Annotated in this window: 12 protein-coding genes and 2 pseudogenes; 4 read left to right on the forward strand and 10 right to left on the reverse strand. The window is 56.0% G+C overall.

The window, feature by feature from the left end; genetic code table 11:
* Nucleotides 1–17 precede the first annotated feature (17 nt).
* The 3 genes and pseudogenes from ACVWZ4_RS04570 to ACVWZ4_RS04580 all read left to right on the forward strand — a co-directional run.
* Nucleotides 18–335 (forward strand): Dabb family protein, encoded by a 318-nt coding sequence (locus ACVWZ4_RS04570; protein WP_456701760.1) that lies wholly within the window; start codon nt 18–20, stop codon nt 333–335.
* Between the two features lie 124 nt (nt 336–459).
* A pseudogene (gene pabB / locus ACVWZ4_RS04575) lies at nt 460–1,865 on the forward strand (aminodeoxychorismate synthase component I).
* Nucleotides 1,862–2,361: pseudogene (locus tag ACVWZ4_RS04580) on the forward strand (anthranilate synthase component II); the annotation flags it as partial. The pseudogenes pabB and ACVWZ4_RS04580, both read left to right, overlap by 4 nt.
* A gap of 190 nt (nt 2,362–2,551) precedes the next feature.
* Here the strand turns inward: ACVWZ4_RS04580 and ACVWZ4_RS04585 are convergent.
* From ACVWZ4_RS04585 to ACVWZ4_RS04620, 8 genes are all read right to left on the reverse strand, one after another.
* Nucleotides 2,552–3,175, reverse strand: a complete 624-nt coding sequence (locus ACVWZ4_RS04585; protein ID WP_456701759.1) for a hypothetical protein — start codon at nt 3,173–3,175, stop codon at nt 2,552–2,554.
* Between the two features lie 1,104 nt (nt 3,176–4,279).
* On the reverse strand, nt 4,280–5,617 hold the full coding sequence (locus ACVWZ4_RS04590; protein WP_456737643.1) for a glutamine synthetase family protein: 1,338 nt from the start codon (nt 5,615–5,617) through the stop codon (nt 4,280–4,282).
* The gene (locus ACVWZ4_RS04595) at nt 5,617–6,903 is read right to left on the reverse strand and encodes an ATP-grasp domain-containing protein (RefSeq protein WP_456701757.1); all 1,287 of its coding nucleotides are present in this window, start codon (nt 6,901–6,903) and stop codon (nt 5,617–5,619) included. Before ACVWZ4_RS04595 ends, ACVWZ4_RS04590 begins: the two co-directional genes overlap by 1 nt.
* The gene (locus ACVWZ4_RS04600) at nt 6,900–7,769 is read right to left on the reverse strand and encodes an EamA family transporter (RefSeq protein ID WP_456701756.1); all 870 of its coding nucleotides are present in this window, start codon (nt 7,767–7,769) and stop codon (nt 6,900–6,902) included. The genes ACVWZ4_RS04595 and ACVWZ4_RS04600 overlap by 4 nt, the downstream gene beginning before the upstream one ends.
* A gap of 138 nt (nt 7,770–7,907) precedes the next feature.
* Nucleotides 7,908–8,726 (reverse strand): gamma-glutamyl-gamma-aminobutyrate hydrolase family protein, encoded by an 819-nt coding sequence (locus ACVWZ4_RS04605; protein ID WP_456701755.1) that lies wholly within the window; start codon nt 8,724–8,726, stop codon nt 7,908–7,910.
* The gene (gene rtxC / locus ACVWZ4_RS04610; protein WP_456701754.1) at nt 8,723–9,781 is read right to left on the reverse strand and encodes a dhydrorhizobitoxine desaturase; all 1,059 of its coding nucleotides are present in this window, start codon (nt 9,779–9,781) and stop codon (nt 8,723–8,725) included. The genes ACVWZ4_RS04605 and rtxC overlap by 4 nt, the downstream gene beginning before the upstream one ends.
* A 32-nt stretch (nt 9,782–9,813) precedes the next feature.
* A complete protein-coding gene (locus ACVWZ4_RS04615; protein ID WP_456790043.1) occupies nt 9,814–12,399 on the reverse strand; it encodes a 2-aminoethylphosphonate--pyruvate transaminase in 2,586 nt (861 codons plus the stop codon).
* A 1,878-nt stretch (nt 12,400–14,277) separates the two neighbouring features.
* Nucleotides 14,278–14,982 carry a sulfotransferase family protein gene (locus ACVWZ4_RS04620; protein ID WP_456701751.1) on the reverse strand — a complete coding sequence of 235 codons (705 nt, stop codon included), beginning with the start codon at nt 14,980–14,982 and terminating at the stop codon, nt 14,278–14,280.
* An 884-nt stretch (nt 14,983–15,866) separates the two neighbouring features.
* Between ACVWZ4_RS04620 and ACVWZ4_RS04625 the strand changes: the two genes are divergently transcribed.
* The gene (locus ACVWZ4_RS04625) at nt 15,867–16,019 is read left to right on the forward strand and encodes a hypothetical protein (RefSeq protein ID WP_456701750.1); all 153 of its coding nucleotides are present in this window, start codon (nt 15,867–15,869) and stop codon (nt 16,017–16,019) included.
* On the opposite strand, the gene ACVWZ4_RS04630 is transcribed toward ACVWZ4_RS04625, so the two are convergent.
* On the reverse strand, nt 16,010–16,195 hold the full coding sequence (locus ACVWZ4_RS04630) for a hypothetical protein (protein WP_456701749.1): 186 nt from the start codon (nt 16,193–16,195) through the stop codon (nt 16,010–16,012). The genes ACVWZ4_RS04625 and ACVWZ4_RS04630 overlap by 10 nt on opposite strands.
* 364 nt (nt 16,196–16,559) lie before the next feature.
* Nucleotides 16,560–16,934, reverse strand: coding sequence for a hypothetical protein (locus ACVWZ4_RS04635; protein ID WP_456701748.1), 375 nt, complete (start codon nt 16,932–16,934; stop codon nt 16,560–16,562).
* Between the last annotated feature and the right edge of the window lie 1,510 nt (nt 16,935–18,444).

Genomic DNA, 18,444 nt, shown 5'->3' on the forward strand with positions numbered 1-18,444 from the left:
CATCTCCAGGGATGGCCATGATTCGCCACATCGTCTTCTTCAGCGCCAAGGAAGAGGCGCGCATCGACCAGATCATCGAAGGTCTTTCGCTTCTCACCACGATACCCCATGCGCGCCGGCTTGAGGTTGCCCGCAACCGCAAGACCGATCAGGTCGGCAACGATATCGACATCGTGGTTTATGGTGAGTTCGACAGCGAAATGGAGCTCGCGGCGTACAAAGCGCACGACCTCTACCAACAGTCGATTAAACGGGTCCGACCGCTCCGCGAGCTGCGGTTCGCGGCCGACTATGATGTATCGACAGATGCCCCTTCCACCTCCACGGCAGGATGATCCAGGTGCTGTCGCAGCAAAAAACACTGTCAGGTTAGCCTGGTAGTGGACCTATAGCAGAGAAGCCTCATTCTCATCGGGTCGGCCAACCGAGGGAACGGCACTTTCACGACGTCAGCCACCGGTGACCGACAACCCGATGTACGTTCGCGAGTTGCAGTGGATTGAACCCGTCACAGCGATGCGACGTCTCGGGCATCGATCGCAACTCACGTTTCTCGATAGCGCAGCAAGGCGCGAGCTGCTCGGGCGCTACTCATATCTAAGGTGCGATCCGTTCAGCACCTACACCGTCGCAAACGGCCAAGCCAGTTGGAACGGACTATCTCTTAAGGCCGATCCATGGAAGGTCCTTCGCGTTCTACTCGCGAAGTACCCGCAAGAGCATCGTCCCGAACTCCCGCCCTTCCAGGGAGGAGCGGCAGGCTACCTTGCCTACGACATGAACAGGACATTGGAGCGATTGTCTGCGCCGACAATTGCCGGTCTGGGCTTGCCCAATCCATCCTGCATTTCTATGACCTTGTCATCAGCTTCGACCACCGGGCTAATAAATGTTGGATCGTCTCGACCGGATAGCCGGAGCAAAATCGCGCGGGACGGAGCGAACGAGCGCGTCGTCGAGCCAACGAGTTTGCAGCACTGCTTGCCGGTCGAAAGCCGCCTCAGAATGGTAGTCCTATGAGAGCGGGCGCGTGGCGCTCGAACTTCAGCCGCGAGGGCTACATTGCGGCGGTACAACGCCTGATTGACTTGTTGGCGGGTGACGTGTTCCAGACGAATATTGCGCAGGGTTTCGGCACCCGGTTGTCGACCCCATTTGATCCGCTCGCCTTCTATTGCCAACTACGAGTATTGAATCCGGCGCCGTTTGCCGCCCTGCTACGATGGGGAAAGCTGACCATCGCATCAAGTTCGCCGGAACGATTCCTGAAACTTGACGGGCGACAAGTCGAGACACGCCCCATCAAGGGCACGATCGCGCGTTCGCCGGATTCGAAGGAAGACCACCGCCGTGCGTCTGTTCTCCTCGCTTCCGAGAAGGATCGCGCCGAGAACACGATGATTGTCGATCTTTTGCGAAACGATCTGTCGCGCGTTTGCACTGCGCATTCGGTACAGGTTCCGGCTCTGTGCAATCTCGAGTCTTATGCCTCGGTGCACCACCTCGTGTCGATCGTTACGGGGGAACTTGCCGGAGAGGAAGACGCCGTTAGCCTGCTCCGGGCTTGCTTTCCCGGCGGGTCCATTACAGGAGCGCCAAAGCTACGGTCGATGGAAATTATTACAGAAATCGAGCGCATAGCGCGAGAGGTCTATTGCGGGGCAATCGGCTTCATCGGCTTCAACGGGCACATGGACACAAGTGTTGCGATCCGCACTGTCACGATCGACGGCGACCTGGCTGTGTTTCATGCGGGCGGCGGTATAACGGCCATGTCGGAGCCCCAGGCCGAATACGAGGAAACGCTCGCTAAAGCAGAGCGAATCTTTGATGCATTTCATTTTCAACCATCTGGTGGATTTTGATTGCCATCATCGATAGTTACGACTCCTTCGTCTTCAACATTGCCCGCTATTTCCACAAGCTCAGTGAAGCAACGGAAGTGATCCGAAACGACGCTATCAGCATCAGCGAGCTCGTTCGTCTCGATCCGCGCGCGGTGGTCATATCGCCCGGCCCCTGCACCCCAACCGAGGCGGGAATATCACAGCAGTGGTCCGGGAGCTTTCTGGACGCGTACCAATTCTGGGCGTTTGCCTTGGACATCAGTGTATTGCGAGCGTTTTTGGAGGACGGGTGGCGCGAGCGCATCGGCCCATGCACGGTCGGCGCTCATACGTCGCGCATGACGGCCGAGGGTTATTCAGGGGGCTGCCAACCCCGCTTGAAGTCGGTCGCTACCATTCTCTTGTCGTCGAGTTTGATCAATCACGTGCGCAGAACCTCATAGTGACCGCGCGTTCGGAGGAAGGCGAGATCATGGCCCTCACGCACGGTTATCATCCCACCTATGGCGTCCAGTTCCATCCCGAGTCGATCCTTACCCCACAGGGCCACGTCCTGCTTATGGACTTCTTGCGACTCACAGAGAACTTCCGAAAGCAGGCCAAGCAATGAAAGGCTCGGCCTACCGATCAAGATGGTGGACCGTTACTTTCCGACGGGGTTGGAAGGCCAGCGTTATACGACAGGCATTTTGTGGTAATCAGCGCTATTCCGTGCTCGGCTCCGCGGTCAGCGGCGCGCCTCCGACAGAGACTGCACCTTGCGGTTTTGATGGCCGGACGTCTCTCTTGGCCGGCTTGGATGTGGTGCGCACGGGCGGCGGAGAAGCAGCAGGAGCAGGTGAAACGACAGGCGCCGGCTTCTGCAGCTCGTGGATTCTTTGGGTCAGGGCTTCGATCTGGCCCGAGATCCGCTTTAGCTCGGCTTGCTGAGCATCGAGGTTGCGATTGAGCTCGACAATTTCATCGGCTGTCTTCTGCTGCCCCGATTGGATCCCTAAAAGGACGTCCTTATCCTCAGGTGACAAGTCGCGAGTGGGAGCCACGATTCCGTGCGCCGGTGGCGCCTCGGCAAACGTCTCGATATCAGTCCAATAGTAGGCTCCTCCTGCGCCAAAAACGAGCAAGACGGCTACAAGAGCAAAACTCCAACGAAAGCCTTTCGATGGTCTCTGCAAGACCGGTGGCAACTCCGATGCTTGGGATTGATCCGTCACAGCCTTACCCGCTCTGTTCATTTCGATATGCTTTGGTGGTTCTCGTTGCCGCGACAAAAGACGATGGTCAAGAGCTGCCGCGCGCCGTAACAGCCGCCGCAACGTTCTCAGCAATGTTGTCTCCCGCATCGGAGTTTTTGCTTTGCGAGCTACTTTCGACGATCCCGGGCACGCGGAACCAGAGGCGAATCAAACCGCACGCGTCTTTTCGCTGGCTGATCATGCCATGTTGGCATACCCAAGATTTCAGAAGGGCACACATGTTCGACGTCTGCCCAAACGATAGACATCACTGCTCGTCGTATCGGCTCGACCATCTGTCTTAGGCCGTTCGGCGAATGGCCAATAAAGACGGTACGCCTGGCGAGCGTCGGCCCGGAGATCAGGTCGGCCGTTCAGAAACACGAGCACAACATGCGTAACGGAACGATTCGAAGACGTGGATCCCTATGGAAACCTGAGCAGATCATGTCGATCGCCGGGCCTCCATTACAGCCATAGCAGCGTCCTGTCCGGCTGCGCACCGCCTTTGCGAGAGGCCTCGCAGAAATCCCAGCGCGTCGACTGTCGAGCGCGGGATCTAAATGAAAGCAAGTGCGAGCAGGCTGGAGCAAAGCAGCGCAACGCCAGCGGCGGTGAGCGCCAACAGGCTACCGGACATAATGTCATGATTACGCATCAACCGTCCTCCACAGCTCGCGGAGGCAGCAGCGCGGGCTGTCTTGCGGTGTTAAAGTCCCCCTAAATTACTACTCGAATTCGCTGCACCATTCCTGCGGCCTCCTTGCAAAAACGCATTTTTTAGGCGGAATGATCGCCCCGATAGCCAACCTCCGGCAAGAACAGTCGGTTATTAGCTTTTGGCTGCGAATACGCTGGGATCCATGGGATGCGAAAGGCCTCCCCTTCTCCAAGGCACCAGATGTGAGCCGCTTCATAATTGCGATAGATTAACTTGAGTAATAATGCATGCGCAGTCTTCTGATTCTCCTCGTGGCGTTTACGATCATCTTGACCGCACGCAGCCAGCACCAGAATGGCTTCGACCCACGTCAGAGGGCGCCCATGCCTCCCGTCAATGTGCCGTAACGCAAGCATCTTGCTCCGAATGACTTGACGCGCTTTATCAATATCGGGACGCAATTAGTGACACCGCTCATGCCCACGATCTGCGCCGCCGCCTTGGTAGGCAATGCACCTTCCGCCGAAGGGCTCAAGCTAAATGATCTCGAAGTATCTCCGACGTTCAAAGTCGGTGACCCGATGTTGCACGACCTCCCACTCCCAACGGCGCGAGCAAGAAAACATTTCAACAAACCTTTCTCCGAACACATCACTGGCCGCTGCAGATTGGGCAAAGCGATCAGTTGCCTCTGATAGGCTTTGAGGCAGTCTCGCGCACGGAAGGCACATCTCCACGCCTGCTTCACCGACGATCGAAGCCGGCAGTGACGATCCTGTCTCGACGCCCAATATGCCGGAACCAATCGCAGCCGCGAGCGCGAGATATGGGTTCATGTCTGCGCCAGGCAGCCTATACTCCAGCCGATGGGCTGATGGCTCTCCGGGAATGGAGCGAACCGCGCAGGAGCGGTTGTCAACTCCCCAGCTTGGATAGATTGGCGCCCAGCAGCCAGGAACCAATCTTTTGTAGCTATTGAAGTTTGGCGCCGCGAGCACGCAGAACTCATTCATGTAGTCTAGTTGTCCGGCGATGAATTTCTTCATCAGCTTCGAGACGTTACCGGACGCATCACTGTCATAAAACGCATTTCGGCCATCCGAGGACATGGAGATGTGAATATGGCCGGACTGGCCGGGCCATTGCTCGGAAACCTTGGCCATGAATGTAGCCATCATCCCTCGGGTTTGCGCCCAGCCTTTTATCATCGACTTGAATATGGTTGCCCGATCGGCAGCTTCCAGCGCATCACAATGACGAATTGACGCTTCAACCACGCCAGGTCCCGTCTCAAAGTGTAGTCCGCTGAGAGGTATTCTAGCTTTTTCACAAAGCGCTAAGATCTCATCGAACAGCTCATGGTGCGCGACAGATCGCGCAATCGAGTAGCCGAACGGGCCGCGCGTTAAAGGCGCCCACTCCCCGAAGGGCTTTTCTTCAATCGTGTCTGCGTTCTCCTTAAACAGCATAAACTCAAACTCGAACCCGACAGTGCAGTCGTATCCGTGGTCAGAAGCCCTGCGCAGGACCCTACGCAGAACTCCGCGCGGGCAGATGTTCTCATGCGCGCCCGTGAATTCCGCGAGGTAGAGATATTGATCGCTGAGATGAGACACCGAACGGCCGGTGCCTGACAGAATACGCAGGTCAGCATCTCCGAACGCTGATAGCGGATTCTGCGTGAAACTAGCCGGAATGAGCCGGTCTTCACAATCCCACGCCAGCACCGCTTCAGAGAACTTGATAACTTTATCTCCACCCTTGAAATCTTCACCTAAGAGGTGTTTGCCTCGCAGAACGCCATCGAAGTCGCTCACGCCGACCATCGCCGCGCGGGCTGGATTCGCTCTAGTCAACCTGGCATCAGTCGGCATTAGTCGCGATCCTGCATCACTAAGTCGAATACCTGATCCATCCGCATTGCTCGTAACTTTCGATAGTCATCCTCAAGCTGAATCAATTCGCTATTCACCAGATAAACGATGCCCGGCGTCGAAGCCAAGTCAGTGGTTGGAACTAGCTGCCCACCAATCGGAACGAATGCAATGGCATCCGCGTAGCTCGGGAGCTTGCGTATCATTTCGAGGCCCGGATGACCTGTAACGACACCGCTCCTGTCCGAGATCAGCGAGACGCATAGCGCATGCGACTTCCGCTTGTAGGGCCCCCGTAGCCTCATGTACTCACGAAAGCCCTTAGGATCTGCGTAGCGCCAGGCCGTTAGCGTCATATGGTTATGCCCCAGCGCCATCGTTCGCGCCTTTGCCGACATAGTCCCTTGAAGTCTCGCCCCGAAGTCCACCAGAACCGGCCCTCGATGATCGACAATGATCTCGGCGTGAGCCGGCCCTTCGACAATTTGAAGCGCCTGCAACGCACGCTCCAGGTACTCGGCCAACTCATGAACGATTGGTTCGCCGCCCTCCAACAATCTCTCCAGTGAGCAAACCGACGACGCTCCCTCGATAGGCACAGTGTCATACGTCCAGGCCTCCGTAACGAAGGCTTCACCGCCAATCGAGATGGCGTTTACGGTATATTGCTGTCCATTTATTTTTTCTTGCGCGAGGGCAAAATGATTAAAAGCGCCGACACGATTTGTCTTCCCGATGATTGTGCTTAGCGCCCGCTGAATATCAGCATCCGTCGAGCAGAAGAACACGTCCTCCGTGCCCGTACTGTTCAGGGGCTTGATCACGATCTCATCGAACTTCGCTTCTAGCTTCCAGCTTGCGATCTCTGCCGCATTGTCGGAGACAACTTGTCTGATCGATCGCACACCAGCATAGGTCAACGCGCAGGACAATCGCGCTTTGTCGCGCCTAGCAGCCGATAGTGCGGTGCCATTGGAAGGCAATCCAAGCCGTTCCGACAAAGAATCGGCCAGTTCAACCCCGGTCTCGCAGCCCGCGATAACGAACTCTAATTCCCGACCATGGAGAGCCTGAAGATGATATTCAACGATGTCGTCAAACCCCATGCGCTCGCTGGGGCGAACGACTTCTTCGTATAGATTCGCATCGAAGTGCGATTCAAATATGGGTGGAATCCGGGCCGCCGACATCGCATGCAATGTTCCGATGCCATATCGTTTGAATTCTTCCGGTAAGTATCGGCCGGTAGAGTATGCGTCCACGACGACGCATTTCCGTTCTTTCATACGGATCTCCTATATTGCAAGTAGATGTTGGTGACAGCGATAGCCGTTATGAGGACGTTACCAACGAACGTATGTGATGAGGGCACGATGCGAGCATCGAAGTACTGGAACAGGAAGGTGATGACGGGGGCCGTTGACAGGACCATGTTGACCGTGAAGGGCTCTACCCGGCGGATGCCCTGCTGGATCAAGAGCAAAGGTAAGACGATCGTCGACAGGCCAATTGTAGCAATCGCCAACCAATGCTGTGCAATTTCGGGTCCGACGGATGAATGGTCCACCAGTCCCAGCAGCAAGAGAATCGTTCCATAGAACCGATGAGCCAGCACTTGTCGGCCCGAAAAACCCCGGTCGAACAGTAATTTCACGAGTATATTTGTGATGGCGATCGATAGGCCGGCCACGATGGCCAAGACAATGCCAAAGGATGAGCGAGCTCCCCACTCCACACCCGCGTTGCCGCTGGCTGAGATCCAAATCATGTAACTTCCGATCGCTGCGATCGCAGCACTGACGACTATCTCGGATGCTGGAGGAGAACCCCGGCGCCTGATCACTGCGTTTAGCCAGATTGTTGCGGCCGGTCCCAGCGCGACCATGAACGAAACAACGATCGCAGGCTCGACGTATTTCAATCCGATGAATAGGCCCACCCAACTGATTGCTGTCACGACATTGAGTACGATGAAGGCTAAAACCGATCGACTTCCTACTCTTGCTTCGCCTCCCTCGTGGCGGGCCAAGAAGTTGAACGTCAGACAAACCACCGCGAATGACAGCAGGAGCGCAACAAACGCATCTCCTTGCTGAAAATAGGATGCAGCATAAACCTCGCCTGCCGCGCTCAGAACGACATAAAGGGCCACAAAGAGCACTCCTAACGCGAAGCCGCTCGTCGAGCGTTCACCATTTTGGAGCCTGTGGCGTGAGACGCGGCCGGTTCTCGATGACTGGCTTTTCGGCTCACTGGGGCCACGGTTCATTTGCATTATCGCGCTCTGCCTCTAGCCCTTCTTACTCCTGCAGTACCCAACACACGCCTCCCCAAATGCTTTGAACAATTGCTTGCTAAGGAGGTCGGTCGAGACGTGCCATTCTGGGTGCCATTGAACACCGATCTGCAGCGTCGGAGCGCCAATCACCGAAGCTGCTTCGACGAGACCGTCAGGCGACCACGCCTCCCGCCTCAGCGCTGGGGCAAGCGCCTCGATGCCCTGATTGTGCAGCGAGTTGACCTGCGCCTCCATTGTCCGCGCGACAGGAAAGAGTACGCCATCCGACGATATGCTGACGCTATGCGCGGCATCGTACTGGCGGTCTCTGGGACGATCTGGCTTCTCGGCGTGCATAGCGCCGCTTTCTGGCCTCCAAACTGCGAGCGATGGGCGGAGCGTGCCGCCAAAATAGACGTTGAGTTCCTGAAGCCCACGGCAGATACCCAGAATCGGCATTCCGAACGCGATGGCACTCTTTATGCTCAAGGCAGAAAGCCGATCCCGTGGACGGTCCAGGACTCCAGGCTCGACGTCCTGCCGATCAGCATCTGTAAATGACGCAGGCGCTGTAAGGACGGCCGGGTCGATGTTTGATTCATCACCCGTCAACACCAGGCCGTCGACCCGACCCATGATGGCCATGGCGACCTCCTCGCTAGCATCCTCCGGATCGAGGGTCGGCAGTATGATGCAAGCAACTCCCGCATGACGATGGAGTGCATGCACGTACTTGCGACGTAACCAGTCGCGATGCACATCCTCGACCAGAAGACGGTTCGATGTGACGGCGACAACGGCTCGGGCGCGCTCGGACTGCTGCAACCTCACGCGAGCTGACCTCCCGTGCGAACGCCGGCAATAGACTGCTCATACAACCGTCTATTCCGCTCTTTCAACTGAGCTATGACGCTAGGTTGACCTTGAGGTCCCTTGACAAAGAGTCCGCCCCAAGTCGCAGCGACCTTCGCGTAGTTCGGATCCTGCATCCGGATTTTCTGCGCTTTGCGCAAGAGCCAAAACGGGATACCCGGTGAAAGGTGGTGCTCCAGGTGGTACTCATCCAGATTCTGCCCGAGGATGGCTCGCTCGAGAAAGCTCCCTTTCCGGTTTCTGGTGAGATAGACGTTCTGCGTCTCAGTTTCGCACATCGGTGAGTGCTCTGCGAGTTCGATGAACCAGCCGAGGACCTGAAATGTGGTGAGATAGGGCACAATCCAGAACAAAACGACGACATGGAGTAGCCCAAGCAGATATGAGCCGACGAGGATGCTGATCCAGAAGAGATAGAAGCAATACCTGTCGACAAGTATGGCTGTCCGGCTCTGATCCCCGGCATCTTCGATAGAAAAACGATTGGTCCAAAGGTACTTCAGATAGGCCAATGTCGCGCCGCCAAAGATCGGCTTCCAGATGATGTTGAACGCGTATCGCTCCGGAGGCTGCACGTCATAAACGCCGCTGGCCAGGAAGAACTTCAGATCAGGGTCCTTGTCGGGATCGCCGAGATACGGATGATGCAGGTAGACATGCGAGATCCGATAGGCCCAGTGGCGCTGGAACAAGGGATAGGAGGCGAACAGAATGCCGAGCATATAATTCCAAGTGGTGTTCTTCGCGAGCGTGCGGTGAGCTGCATCGTGCGCAATGGTGGTCAAACCGCGCTGATAGGCGCCGATCAGAAGAACGGCCAGCGGGTACAGCCACCACGAGACGGAGACGGTCGCGAGCGTGCACGCTGCGATGACAGCATAATCTTTCGCGATGTACGCCGCTCCCGTGATATTGTCGGGTCTTAGCTCCGAGAGCTGCTTATTGACCTCACGACTGAATTGAACGGCTTCAAACCGTGATGACCTCAGTTTCCAAGCGTCTGCCTGATTCATGAGAACCTCTTTTCTGATCGCCTTGCAGGTTGTCAGATTGCGGAAAGCGCCTTGTCCAGATCGCGCAGGATGTCGTTAACATCTTCGATGCCGACACAAAGTCGGATAGATCCGCCAAATATGCCGGCTGCTTCGCGCTTTTCTCGGGGGACAGTGGTGTGAGTCGTAGAGACAGGATGGGTTACGAGTGTACGGGCGTCTCCCACGTTCGAAACGTGATACATCAATTCAACGTTCTGGATGAACTTGCGCCCAGCCTGTTCATCCTCAACTTCGAACATGACCATCGCACCGTATCCGTATGCGGTGTTGAGTGTCTGCTCGACGATTTCCCGATCGGCGCCTTCAAAGAGCCCCGGGTAGTAGACGCGACGCACTTTAGGGTGCTGCTTGAGAGCACCGGCGACGATGCTGGCATTCGCGCAGTGCTGCTTCATGCGAAGAGGCAACGTCTCAAGTCCTTGGATGAGCTGAAAACTCGCAAACGGGGCGATGGCCGCGCCGGTATCGCGCAGCCAGGTCATGCGAGCCTTGAGGAGGAATTCACTCTTTCCGAGATCGCCGACATCTCGCACAGCGTTATGCCAGACAATTCCCCCGTGCGCTTCGTCGGGACGGTTAAACAATGGAAAGCGGGACGCTCCCCGGTAGCTGAACCCACCGTTATCAACGATCAGCCCGCCAAGCGTCGTGCCATGGCCCGATATATATTTCGTCGCGGAATACGTCGTAATAGCCGCGCCGAGATCTGCGGGCCGGCAGGCCAGAGGTGTGGTCGTGTTGTCAACGACCAGTGGCACTCCGTACCTTCGGCCGATCTCCGCCAACTGCTTGACCGGGAGCGGAATCAGACAGGGATTCGAAATCACCTCTCCAAATAGGCATATTGTGCGGTCATCAATCGCGCGCTCGAACGTCTCGGGCCTCCGAGGATCTGCCGTCCTGACGCTAATTCCGAGCCGCTTTAGTGTGTTATGGAGCAGATTCCACGTATTGCCGTATAGGTACGGTGACGCGACGATATTGTCGCCCACTTCGCCACTTGAGAGGTTCACGATGGCAAGGAACGTCGCCGCTTGCCCTGACGCAACGGCGAGCGAGTCCCTTCCCATGTCGACAGCGGCATAGCGCTTCTCCAGCGCGCGGGTCGTCGGATTGATGATCCTCGTATAAGTGAATCCATCGGCCTTGACGTTATAGACGTCGGCGATGTGGCTTAAATCGCCATCGAGCTCATAAGCTGTATTCTGGTAAATCGGCACTGCGACAGCTTTCGTCACGGGGTCGCGTCGATAGCCCGCATGAAGAACGGCAGTCTCGGCAGGAAGACACGGCTGCCGGTCTCCAGCCGCTCGAGCGGGTACCTTTACACGAGCCCCTGCTACTTGCCCCGGCACTGGCCTTTCTGACCGGGCCTGACCGGACCGAAAATAGGTACGAAAAGCGCACCCCAACTGCTCAATCCAGCTGGGTTGGATCTCCCCGATGCAACCGACGCGAAAGCTGCGTGTCGCAAGATGCAGCTTCGAGTAGACGTAGAGATTGTGGGCCGCCAGGTGGCGATAAAGTCCATCGAAGCTTGCCTGGTCGACAATTCCGGGCGGCGCACTGAAAGCAACGCAGACCGGCGACTGCAAGTCCGGAGACAGCAGCGGAGACGCAACGCCTTCGAGTTCTTTGACAATATCGTCTCTAACCTTTTCATACCTAAGGCGCCTCGCATCGGTGCCCTCCTCGTGCAAAATCTTCAAGGCCATTGCAGTGGCCTGAACGATGTGGGTAGGAGGGGTCGACCGCCACTCACCGGTGCGCTCGAGCGAGAGCCACTGATCTCTCACATCGAGCACAAACGACCTCTGTTCTTGAACCGCATTCTCCAGCAGTTGGCGCGAGGTGACGACAAACGCCACCCCCGGCGGGCCTTCTATGCACTTGTTGCTCGATGTGACCAATACGTCGGGTCCTCGATTGCTCAGGTCGATGTTGAGGGCGCCAAAAGAACTCATCGCATCGATGATCGTCTTTACGCCACGTCGCTTTGCCTCCTCCACTAACTCTTGCAAGGGATTGACGATGCCGGTCGTTGTCTCGCAATGGACGAAACATAGGTGCGTAACGTCAGGATGCTTGGTTAGATACTCACCGATTTCTCGAGGGTCCAAAGGGTCCGTCGCTCGCTTGACGAGCTTCAGCGCTTCGACGCCCCACAGCCGCAAAATTTGCAAAATGCGCTCGCCATAGATTCCGTTTATGCAAACAAGCGGCTTATGGACACGGGACACGAATGAAGAGAGAGCCGCCTCCATTGCAAAGGAGCCGCCTCCCTGAATAGGCACTACCGAATAATCCTCAGCACTTCGCAATAGGCTGAGCATCAGCCGCCTCATGCTGGCGGTCACCTCCTTGAACTCGTCATCGCGGGATGCGAGGTCAAGCTGCATCTGGCTCCTCACCGCCAGCGATAACGACAATGGACCAGGCGTCAGCAAAGAGCGCTGTCTTGTCAAACCGTTCTCCTCAAGTTGTGTTCTTCGTTGGATTTGGAGTACGCCCATCCCACCAGAGGCCTCTCTGTGGCACGCCGCATTCCTCGGTAAACAGCTCGAATGAAGCGCCATAGATCGACGCAACACTTGCCGTCGACTTCAGCCGCCGGCAAGATGACAAGCCAATTTTTCATCCCAGATGCAAAGCGATCCTTCACAAAGCTTTCGTCGAACCCATTCAGATTTCTGATGGCTCGAGTCTTGATGCAACGGGGCTCTGTCGCTGTTTGAGGATTTCGGACACTGCTGGCGGTCATTGTCATTTTTAGATCGTACAACTTGACGTTAGGGGCGTTTCAACCCTCTCCAACGATCTTCTCGCGCATTTTTTTCTGACTGCACTCCCGTCCTACGCAGAGGCGAGCGGAGGTTCGCAGCGAGCTAGAAATTTTGAGAGTTCGGCCCTCACGACTCCCCCTGGCAGTAAAAAACCTCCAGCAATCCAGTATCGCCTGTCTTGCTTCCGCGTTGACTGCTGTACCTTCTGCACTGAACTGCCGGAGAGCCTGAAACAGAGATATTGCTTTCGCAAAAGAACCGCCTTGGCAGCACCTCTCGGCGCTCTACTCCGCTTTACGGCGCGTAACGTCTCATCAGTCGATCCATGCTGCGTCAAGCTCGCTGTGTTTTCGGCTGGCACAAAGCGCGGCTTCCTAGGTGAGTAGCGAGTACCATCACCGACGCAAGCACCTAGCGTGAGGCGTGTGTCCTGTGAACCTCACTTCCGAGCCGCTGTGCTGGCGTTGTCGCCTCTGAAGCACCTGCTCGATCGTACAAGCTTCCATTGATGGCGCTGTCAATCCGCCGGCAATGCATGTTGCTTGGGATCGCGCGCTCGGCTCTCCCGTCCGGTCGATAACGCCGACCTTGGCCGATGCGGCGTCTCGAAGAGCTGTTCTCGCCCCGGTCGTTCCTGGTCTAGGGCGGTGATCGTGATGCTGATAGTTGAGGAACGTTAGGTCAATTGCACGCGCGCGCACCGGTTGATGCGGAGGAGGATGGGCATCGCCCCGGAGAGCAAGGCGGAACAAGACGAGGCCAACGCCGGGCAAGATCTTCCCTATTTCTTGTGCAACATGATGATCGACCAGCCGAACCAACTATGGTCGGCGCACATAACGTATTCCCATCGGCCGCGCTGCTTTACCTTTGTGACATGATCGATTGAGAGCCGTGCGGTCTTGACGTGGCGGCTCTGGAGGCGGCGGCGAAGTATGGCACTCCGAAGATCCTCAACATGGATCAGGTCAGCGAATTCACTAGTGCGACCTTCACTGGCGCGTTGACGAACGTGGGATCAAGATCTCCATGGAGGTCACGCTCCTTAAATTGGCAACATCGGCGGCAGTAGCGGTCGCTTAAGCAAAAGGGCATCTATTTCAAGGAAAAACGCGATAACTATTACGCACAGCCGGCATCCCCTTTGTGCGACCCACTAGCATCTATTCATGAGAAGACTTGAAGACGTGGCAAGCATATCGAATTCCGCCGCGCTCCCCGTGATCCGTCATGGGTGCTCAGATCGTGCGGCCAACGACATTGGTCAAATTAATGAGCTTGTTTGATTGCAAGCACTCGAACTACATTAGGCGATATTGAGGATCTGCTCCAGTCGCGCGACTTCGTCCCGCAACATTTGGATAGCCGCGTCGCGATTGTCCGAGACATTCGAGGCGACGTGGACTGGTGCTTCAGCGTGAGACGAGGCCGATAACGCTCCCCTCTTTGTAGTTCGGAAACGCCACCACGTCCGAAATATCCGACGATAGAGTTCGGTTACCTCCTCTCCGGTGTCCATAACTCCGGCTTTCCGGGCGTGTCGCAGTTCCTCCTCATATCCGAGTTCTAAAAGAAGCTCGGCGCCGACGAGATTGGTCACTGTTTGCATCTCTTCGACGCTCAGTTGAGATCGCCACGCCTCAACAGAACCTTGGTCGATGGTCGTTCGCTCTAGTATTTTTCGGTCTCCAAAGCTGCTGGTTCGGAGATAATCTGCTTTTTCCTGTCCGCCGATGTGAAAGCCGCTGGATCACACTCGAGCGCCGCCAGCAGCCGCCGAATTTCCTTCTCAGGATGCGCCACAAGCATTTCGTATTGCACCAAGTGTGTTTGCGGGCGAGTGCGGTGCGCAGCTAACCTAGGAAGGTCCAGAACTAAATCGGCAAGCGAGGATATGATCCCGTCGGGCATACGGAGCATGAGATCGACGGTACTGGAGACGCTGACACTACCTGAGCTTTCTGCCCGGAGCGGGATGCCCCACGTAGATTTCAAGGAAGCAGCGATTGCAAAGGGATTGCGCATCAGGAGGATATGTGGCGCTTCTGGGTAGACTGAATCGAGAAAATCAAGCGCCGTCCAATATCGTGGTGTCTTGTCTAAGATGACCCGCTTGCCTGCTTCTGCGAGATACTGATCGTATGCTGCATCGGCAAAAGCGCGGCTGGCCGCTGTGCGATTGATCCGCCCCAAGAATTGAGAGGACGCGGCCTCAATCAGTGCGCCCCCCGCCGGATGGGAAGAAACCACCCCGCCAAACGCTTCAAGCGCCAGCATCAACCAGGGCTCAGGGGGAGCTAAAATGTCTGGATGATGCTGGAGTAAATGCCCAAGGAGTGTGGTCCCGGATCGCGGAAGACCGAGGAGAAAACACACCGCAGACGAACGGCCAAAGACGTCCGCTCATGGTTCAGACATTCGTGCTTGAAGAGAGCCCGCCGCCGGCGTTAGCTCGATTGGGCACAACAAAGCCAGCCACAAGAACACTTGAGAGCAGCTCTTCCGTATAAACTCTGAAACCGACAACCATTCATATCCTCTGCCTTAGGCGCCGCTCGATTAATTGGGCCAGACTGCGGAAGAGCTTACTACCATTGCTTTGCGAATTGCTCGGGAGCTACACGAAATCAAGCGACCACTCAATTGCACGAACATTGATCGCGCTTATGGAAAGGTTGGAAGACACTATACGGAAGTTTTGCCGAAGACCGCCCGCGACACATAGGGCTTTTGCTATCATCAAAAGCAGCATGCTGGGGCCTTGAAAGGTACATGCGGCATCTCTCTCGCTGATGCTACGCACACCCGAACGGATATGAGAAGAGTGTAGCAAAGGCGCAGTTCATATCGTACACATCACAAGGTAAGACCGAGCAATCTTCTCAACGGGGAAGCAATCCCGACGCAACTTTCCTGTCAGCCCGTCGTTAGCCGTTCAACACTCTGGATTATAGCACCGGACAGTTTGTCTTACACAAGTCCACTCCCCAAACCGTACGGTGCATTTTGGGTTAGCGGATCGTGCAACGTCGCTCGTTAATTGACCAACGCGAAGAAGGGTTGGAATAACGGACCTGATCCAAAATCCAACTAGATTATCCGAGACATGCGCCTAGCGCCAACCCCTGCCGAAGGAGGCGAGATTGCTCGGGCATTCATAATCCTTCGCAGGGCTGTGACCAAGACAATTTCTTCACTGCCAATAAGGATCGCAATAGCCGTAACCGTTGAGACCATCTTAGACAATCAACGGCGAGAGGATGCGTGAGCCCGACCGCGACATTGAACCGCGATTAAAAAATCTCGCGGCGCGGATGGGTGAAGCTAGTCGTCGCAAAATTTCTGTGGCGCTGAGGGCGGCCTGCAAGCCGCCCTACCGCGCCATTGCCGGCAGCATCCAACACTATCGCTGATGTCCGAGCCCAATTCCGAGGTTTAGCGCTTTCTGGCGGAGCGCACCGACGCTCCGTTTGGTCATCTTTGCTATTTTGATTACCGGGGTTCTGGCCTTTGAATGGACTTTGAGCTCTCTGATATCTGCCCTCGTCCACTCGCGTCGCTTAACGCGTTTCTTGGTTGCTTTTTTCACGATATATGCTCCTTTTAAGAGGGGTGGCTTGTAACACGGTTTTCCATAAAAAAAAGGGCAACGTTATAGGCAGTCCCGCCCACATATAGATTCGATATGACTCTCGCGAGGCGAAACGTCTGGATCTAATGAAGCTCTGGAACTGTAAATTTCGTACAGCCGCGGCGCAGAGGGATTCGTTCTTTGAATGCCTCGCAATGAACTTCTTACCGTTCGAATCTACGCATGTAGAAGGACATGTTCCGGATAATGAGCCAAAATAGCTATCAAGCTGAACAGCTCCAACCAGGGACGTTCGGACAGCGAGCGGAACGTCGCTGTGTTCCAACGTCCGGCGATGATTGCTTTGGGGGCTTGCGTACGCTCAATCGCTTGCGGGGCGCTTCCTGCCTACGTTCATTCCTAGCTGCAAAGTCAAAGGTGGCGGCTGCTCAGCTGTCGACACTTGCACGTTCTCCCGCTCCACCTCAGCTTGCATGACAGTCCGATCTAACTGCTCGAGTGTCTCGAGATATTTCCTTCCCTGCTCGCTGATGATCCAGCATCCTGCGTCTCGCTCGATCAAGCTCTGGCCGAAAATATCGAGTTGGGGTGCGCGGCTTGCGATGCGCTTCATCCGAGCCGGCCACTCCGGGCCGCTGCTATAATAGATAGCCAAATGCTGCTTAACGACTTCGATGCTCGCCCGACCGTGTGGCTGACCGGCAAGTATTTTCAGAATGGACAGCTGAAAACTCACGCGCTCGCCATCGAGGCAAATAAACTCTCCATATCAATGATCTTGAGGTAAGCTCTTCAGCCGTGCGCAGCTTTTCAAAAGAAGCCGTCCTCCTCAAGCCCTTAATGCACGATAACCACTTCGCTTCGGGTGCGAAAACCAACGCTTTGGGCGGCATCTGCGACGCCCTTCCCAGAGTGTTCCGAAGAATGATGCAGCATGGCTGTGCCGCCTAAGACTGTGTCACGGTCTCAACTACCGCCTTCCCCCGATTTGGGATCAAGCGACGTCGGTGGTAGCCTCGCTGTTGCACATCATGTCGAATGACGTCGCTCACGGAACGAACCGCCCGCTTCCTTCGCTTCCAATTCAAGCCCAATCCCGCGGGGATCGCAAAGCCTTTCGGGACGACCAAGAGATGTCTTCGATTCAGATATATATCGAACATATCGTCCCTCTTTTGACGCGAGCGTAGATCGGTCATGCATTCATTTGGTGACATCGAAGCAACAGTCTTCTCTAAAGTCGCTGGACGGCCAAATGATACTCCAGCAATCGTTCTGACGCACGTGAAGATCGCCTCGGCTACGCGGCCGTTGCCTCAGGGTTCAGGAGAGCTGAGGCTTCAGCTCGAAAGGACCACGTGAACGGATTAACCTCATGCAAGTGGTGCTCGAAGCACGAGCACATCAGCGAAGATTGTCCAATCACGGACACTCTTTTGCTTGCAGAAATCGATCTCCGCCTGCTGAGCGGCAGCACCCAGGGAGGCCGCATCGACCTGGAACGCTGCCTGGCGCGCACGATGTCCGCCGCCGGTATCGTCACAAACATGTCTTGATAAACCGAACGGTAAATGAAGGCATGGTCTTGTCTTGATGTGGTTTCGCCCGACCATTACTCCCACTTCGGGCGAGAGTTTTTGATCTGCCTCAATCAGCTTCTAAATGGGTTTGTCCCGCTCCCTCAGGAACAGACCGCGCGGCTGAGGGTCCTGTTGCCTCGAGGAAGCGCGATCGCCCCTGTCGAACCTGTCATATCGCCCGCTACTTTAGGCCGGTGACCGGGGCCTCGTAGGCTCCTCATGCAAAAACGGGGCTTTGACCGAGAAATGTCTCGCCCGGGCGTGTCCGGCTCGTAGCGGCCCGTCGAGCTCCGCTATTCTCGGAAGCGCAATTGCTTTTGACCCCTATCAATGCTGCGGCAGCAGCTGACTTCCGCTAGAAGTTGCTCCCCCGTAACCGCCGCATGGCTGTCCGAAATACTTGGTTTGCCGTTATGCTTTTCCGTCCGACAGCAGTGAGCGGTTGTTAAGACAGCTGCCAAGCGCACCAGAGCCGCACCAAAATTACCTGAACATGATAAGCTGCGCCGCTTGCGATGACCTCTACATCATTGACCTGCGAATCAGCCCGATGACGTGTCCGAGCGCGACTATGCGAGTCGTAATGGTGTCCACTGGCTCCGACGTCTTTCCCCCTCTCGCTGAGCGATCTGCCGCGCTCGCGAGGGCGCGTTTGACGTCACCGAC

Source organism: Bradyrhizobium sp. USDA 4472 (assembly GCF_054058595.1).

Bases quoted from the DNA above. Each gene is read 5' to 3' on its own strand.
- ACVWZ4_RS04570 (WP_456701760.1), top strand. From the start codon at position 18: ATGATTCGCCACATCGTCTTCTTCAGCGCCAAGGAAGAGGCGCGCATC.
- ACVWZ4_RS04590 (WP_456737643.1), bottom strand. From the start codon at position 5,617: ATGCCGACTGATGCCAGGTTGACTAGAGCGAATCCAGCCCGCGCGGCG.
- ACVWZ4_RS04595 (WP_456701757.1), bottom strand. From the start codon at position 6,903: ATGAAAGAACGGAAATGCGTCGTCGTGGACGCATACTCTACCGGCCGA.
- rtxC (WP_456701754.1), bottom strand. From the start codon at position 9,781: ATGAATCAGGCAGACGCTTGGAAACTGAGGTCATCACGGTTTGAAGCC.
- ACVWZ4_RS04615 (WP_456790043.1), bottom strand. From the start codon at position 12,399: ATGGCGCTTCATTCGAGCTGTTTACCGAGGAATGCGGCGTGCCACAGA.
- ACVWZ4_RS04625 (WP_456701750.1), top strand. From the start codon at position 15,867: ATGCGTGAGCCCGACCGCGACATTGAACCGCGATTAAAAAATCTCGCG.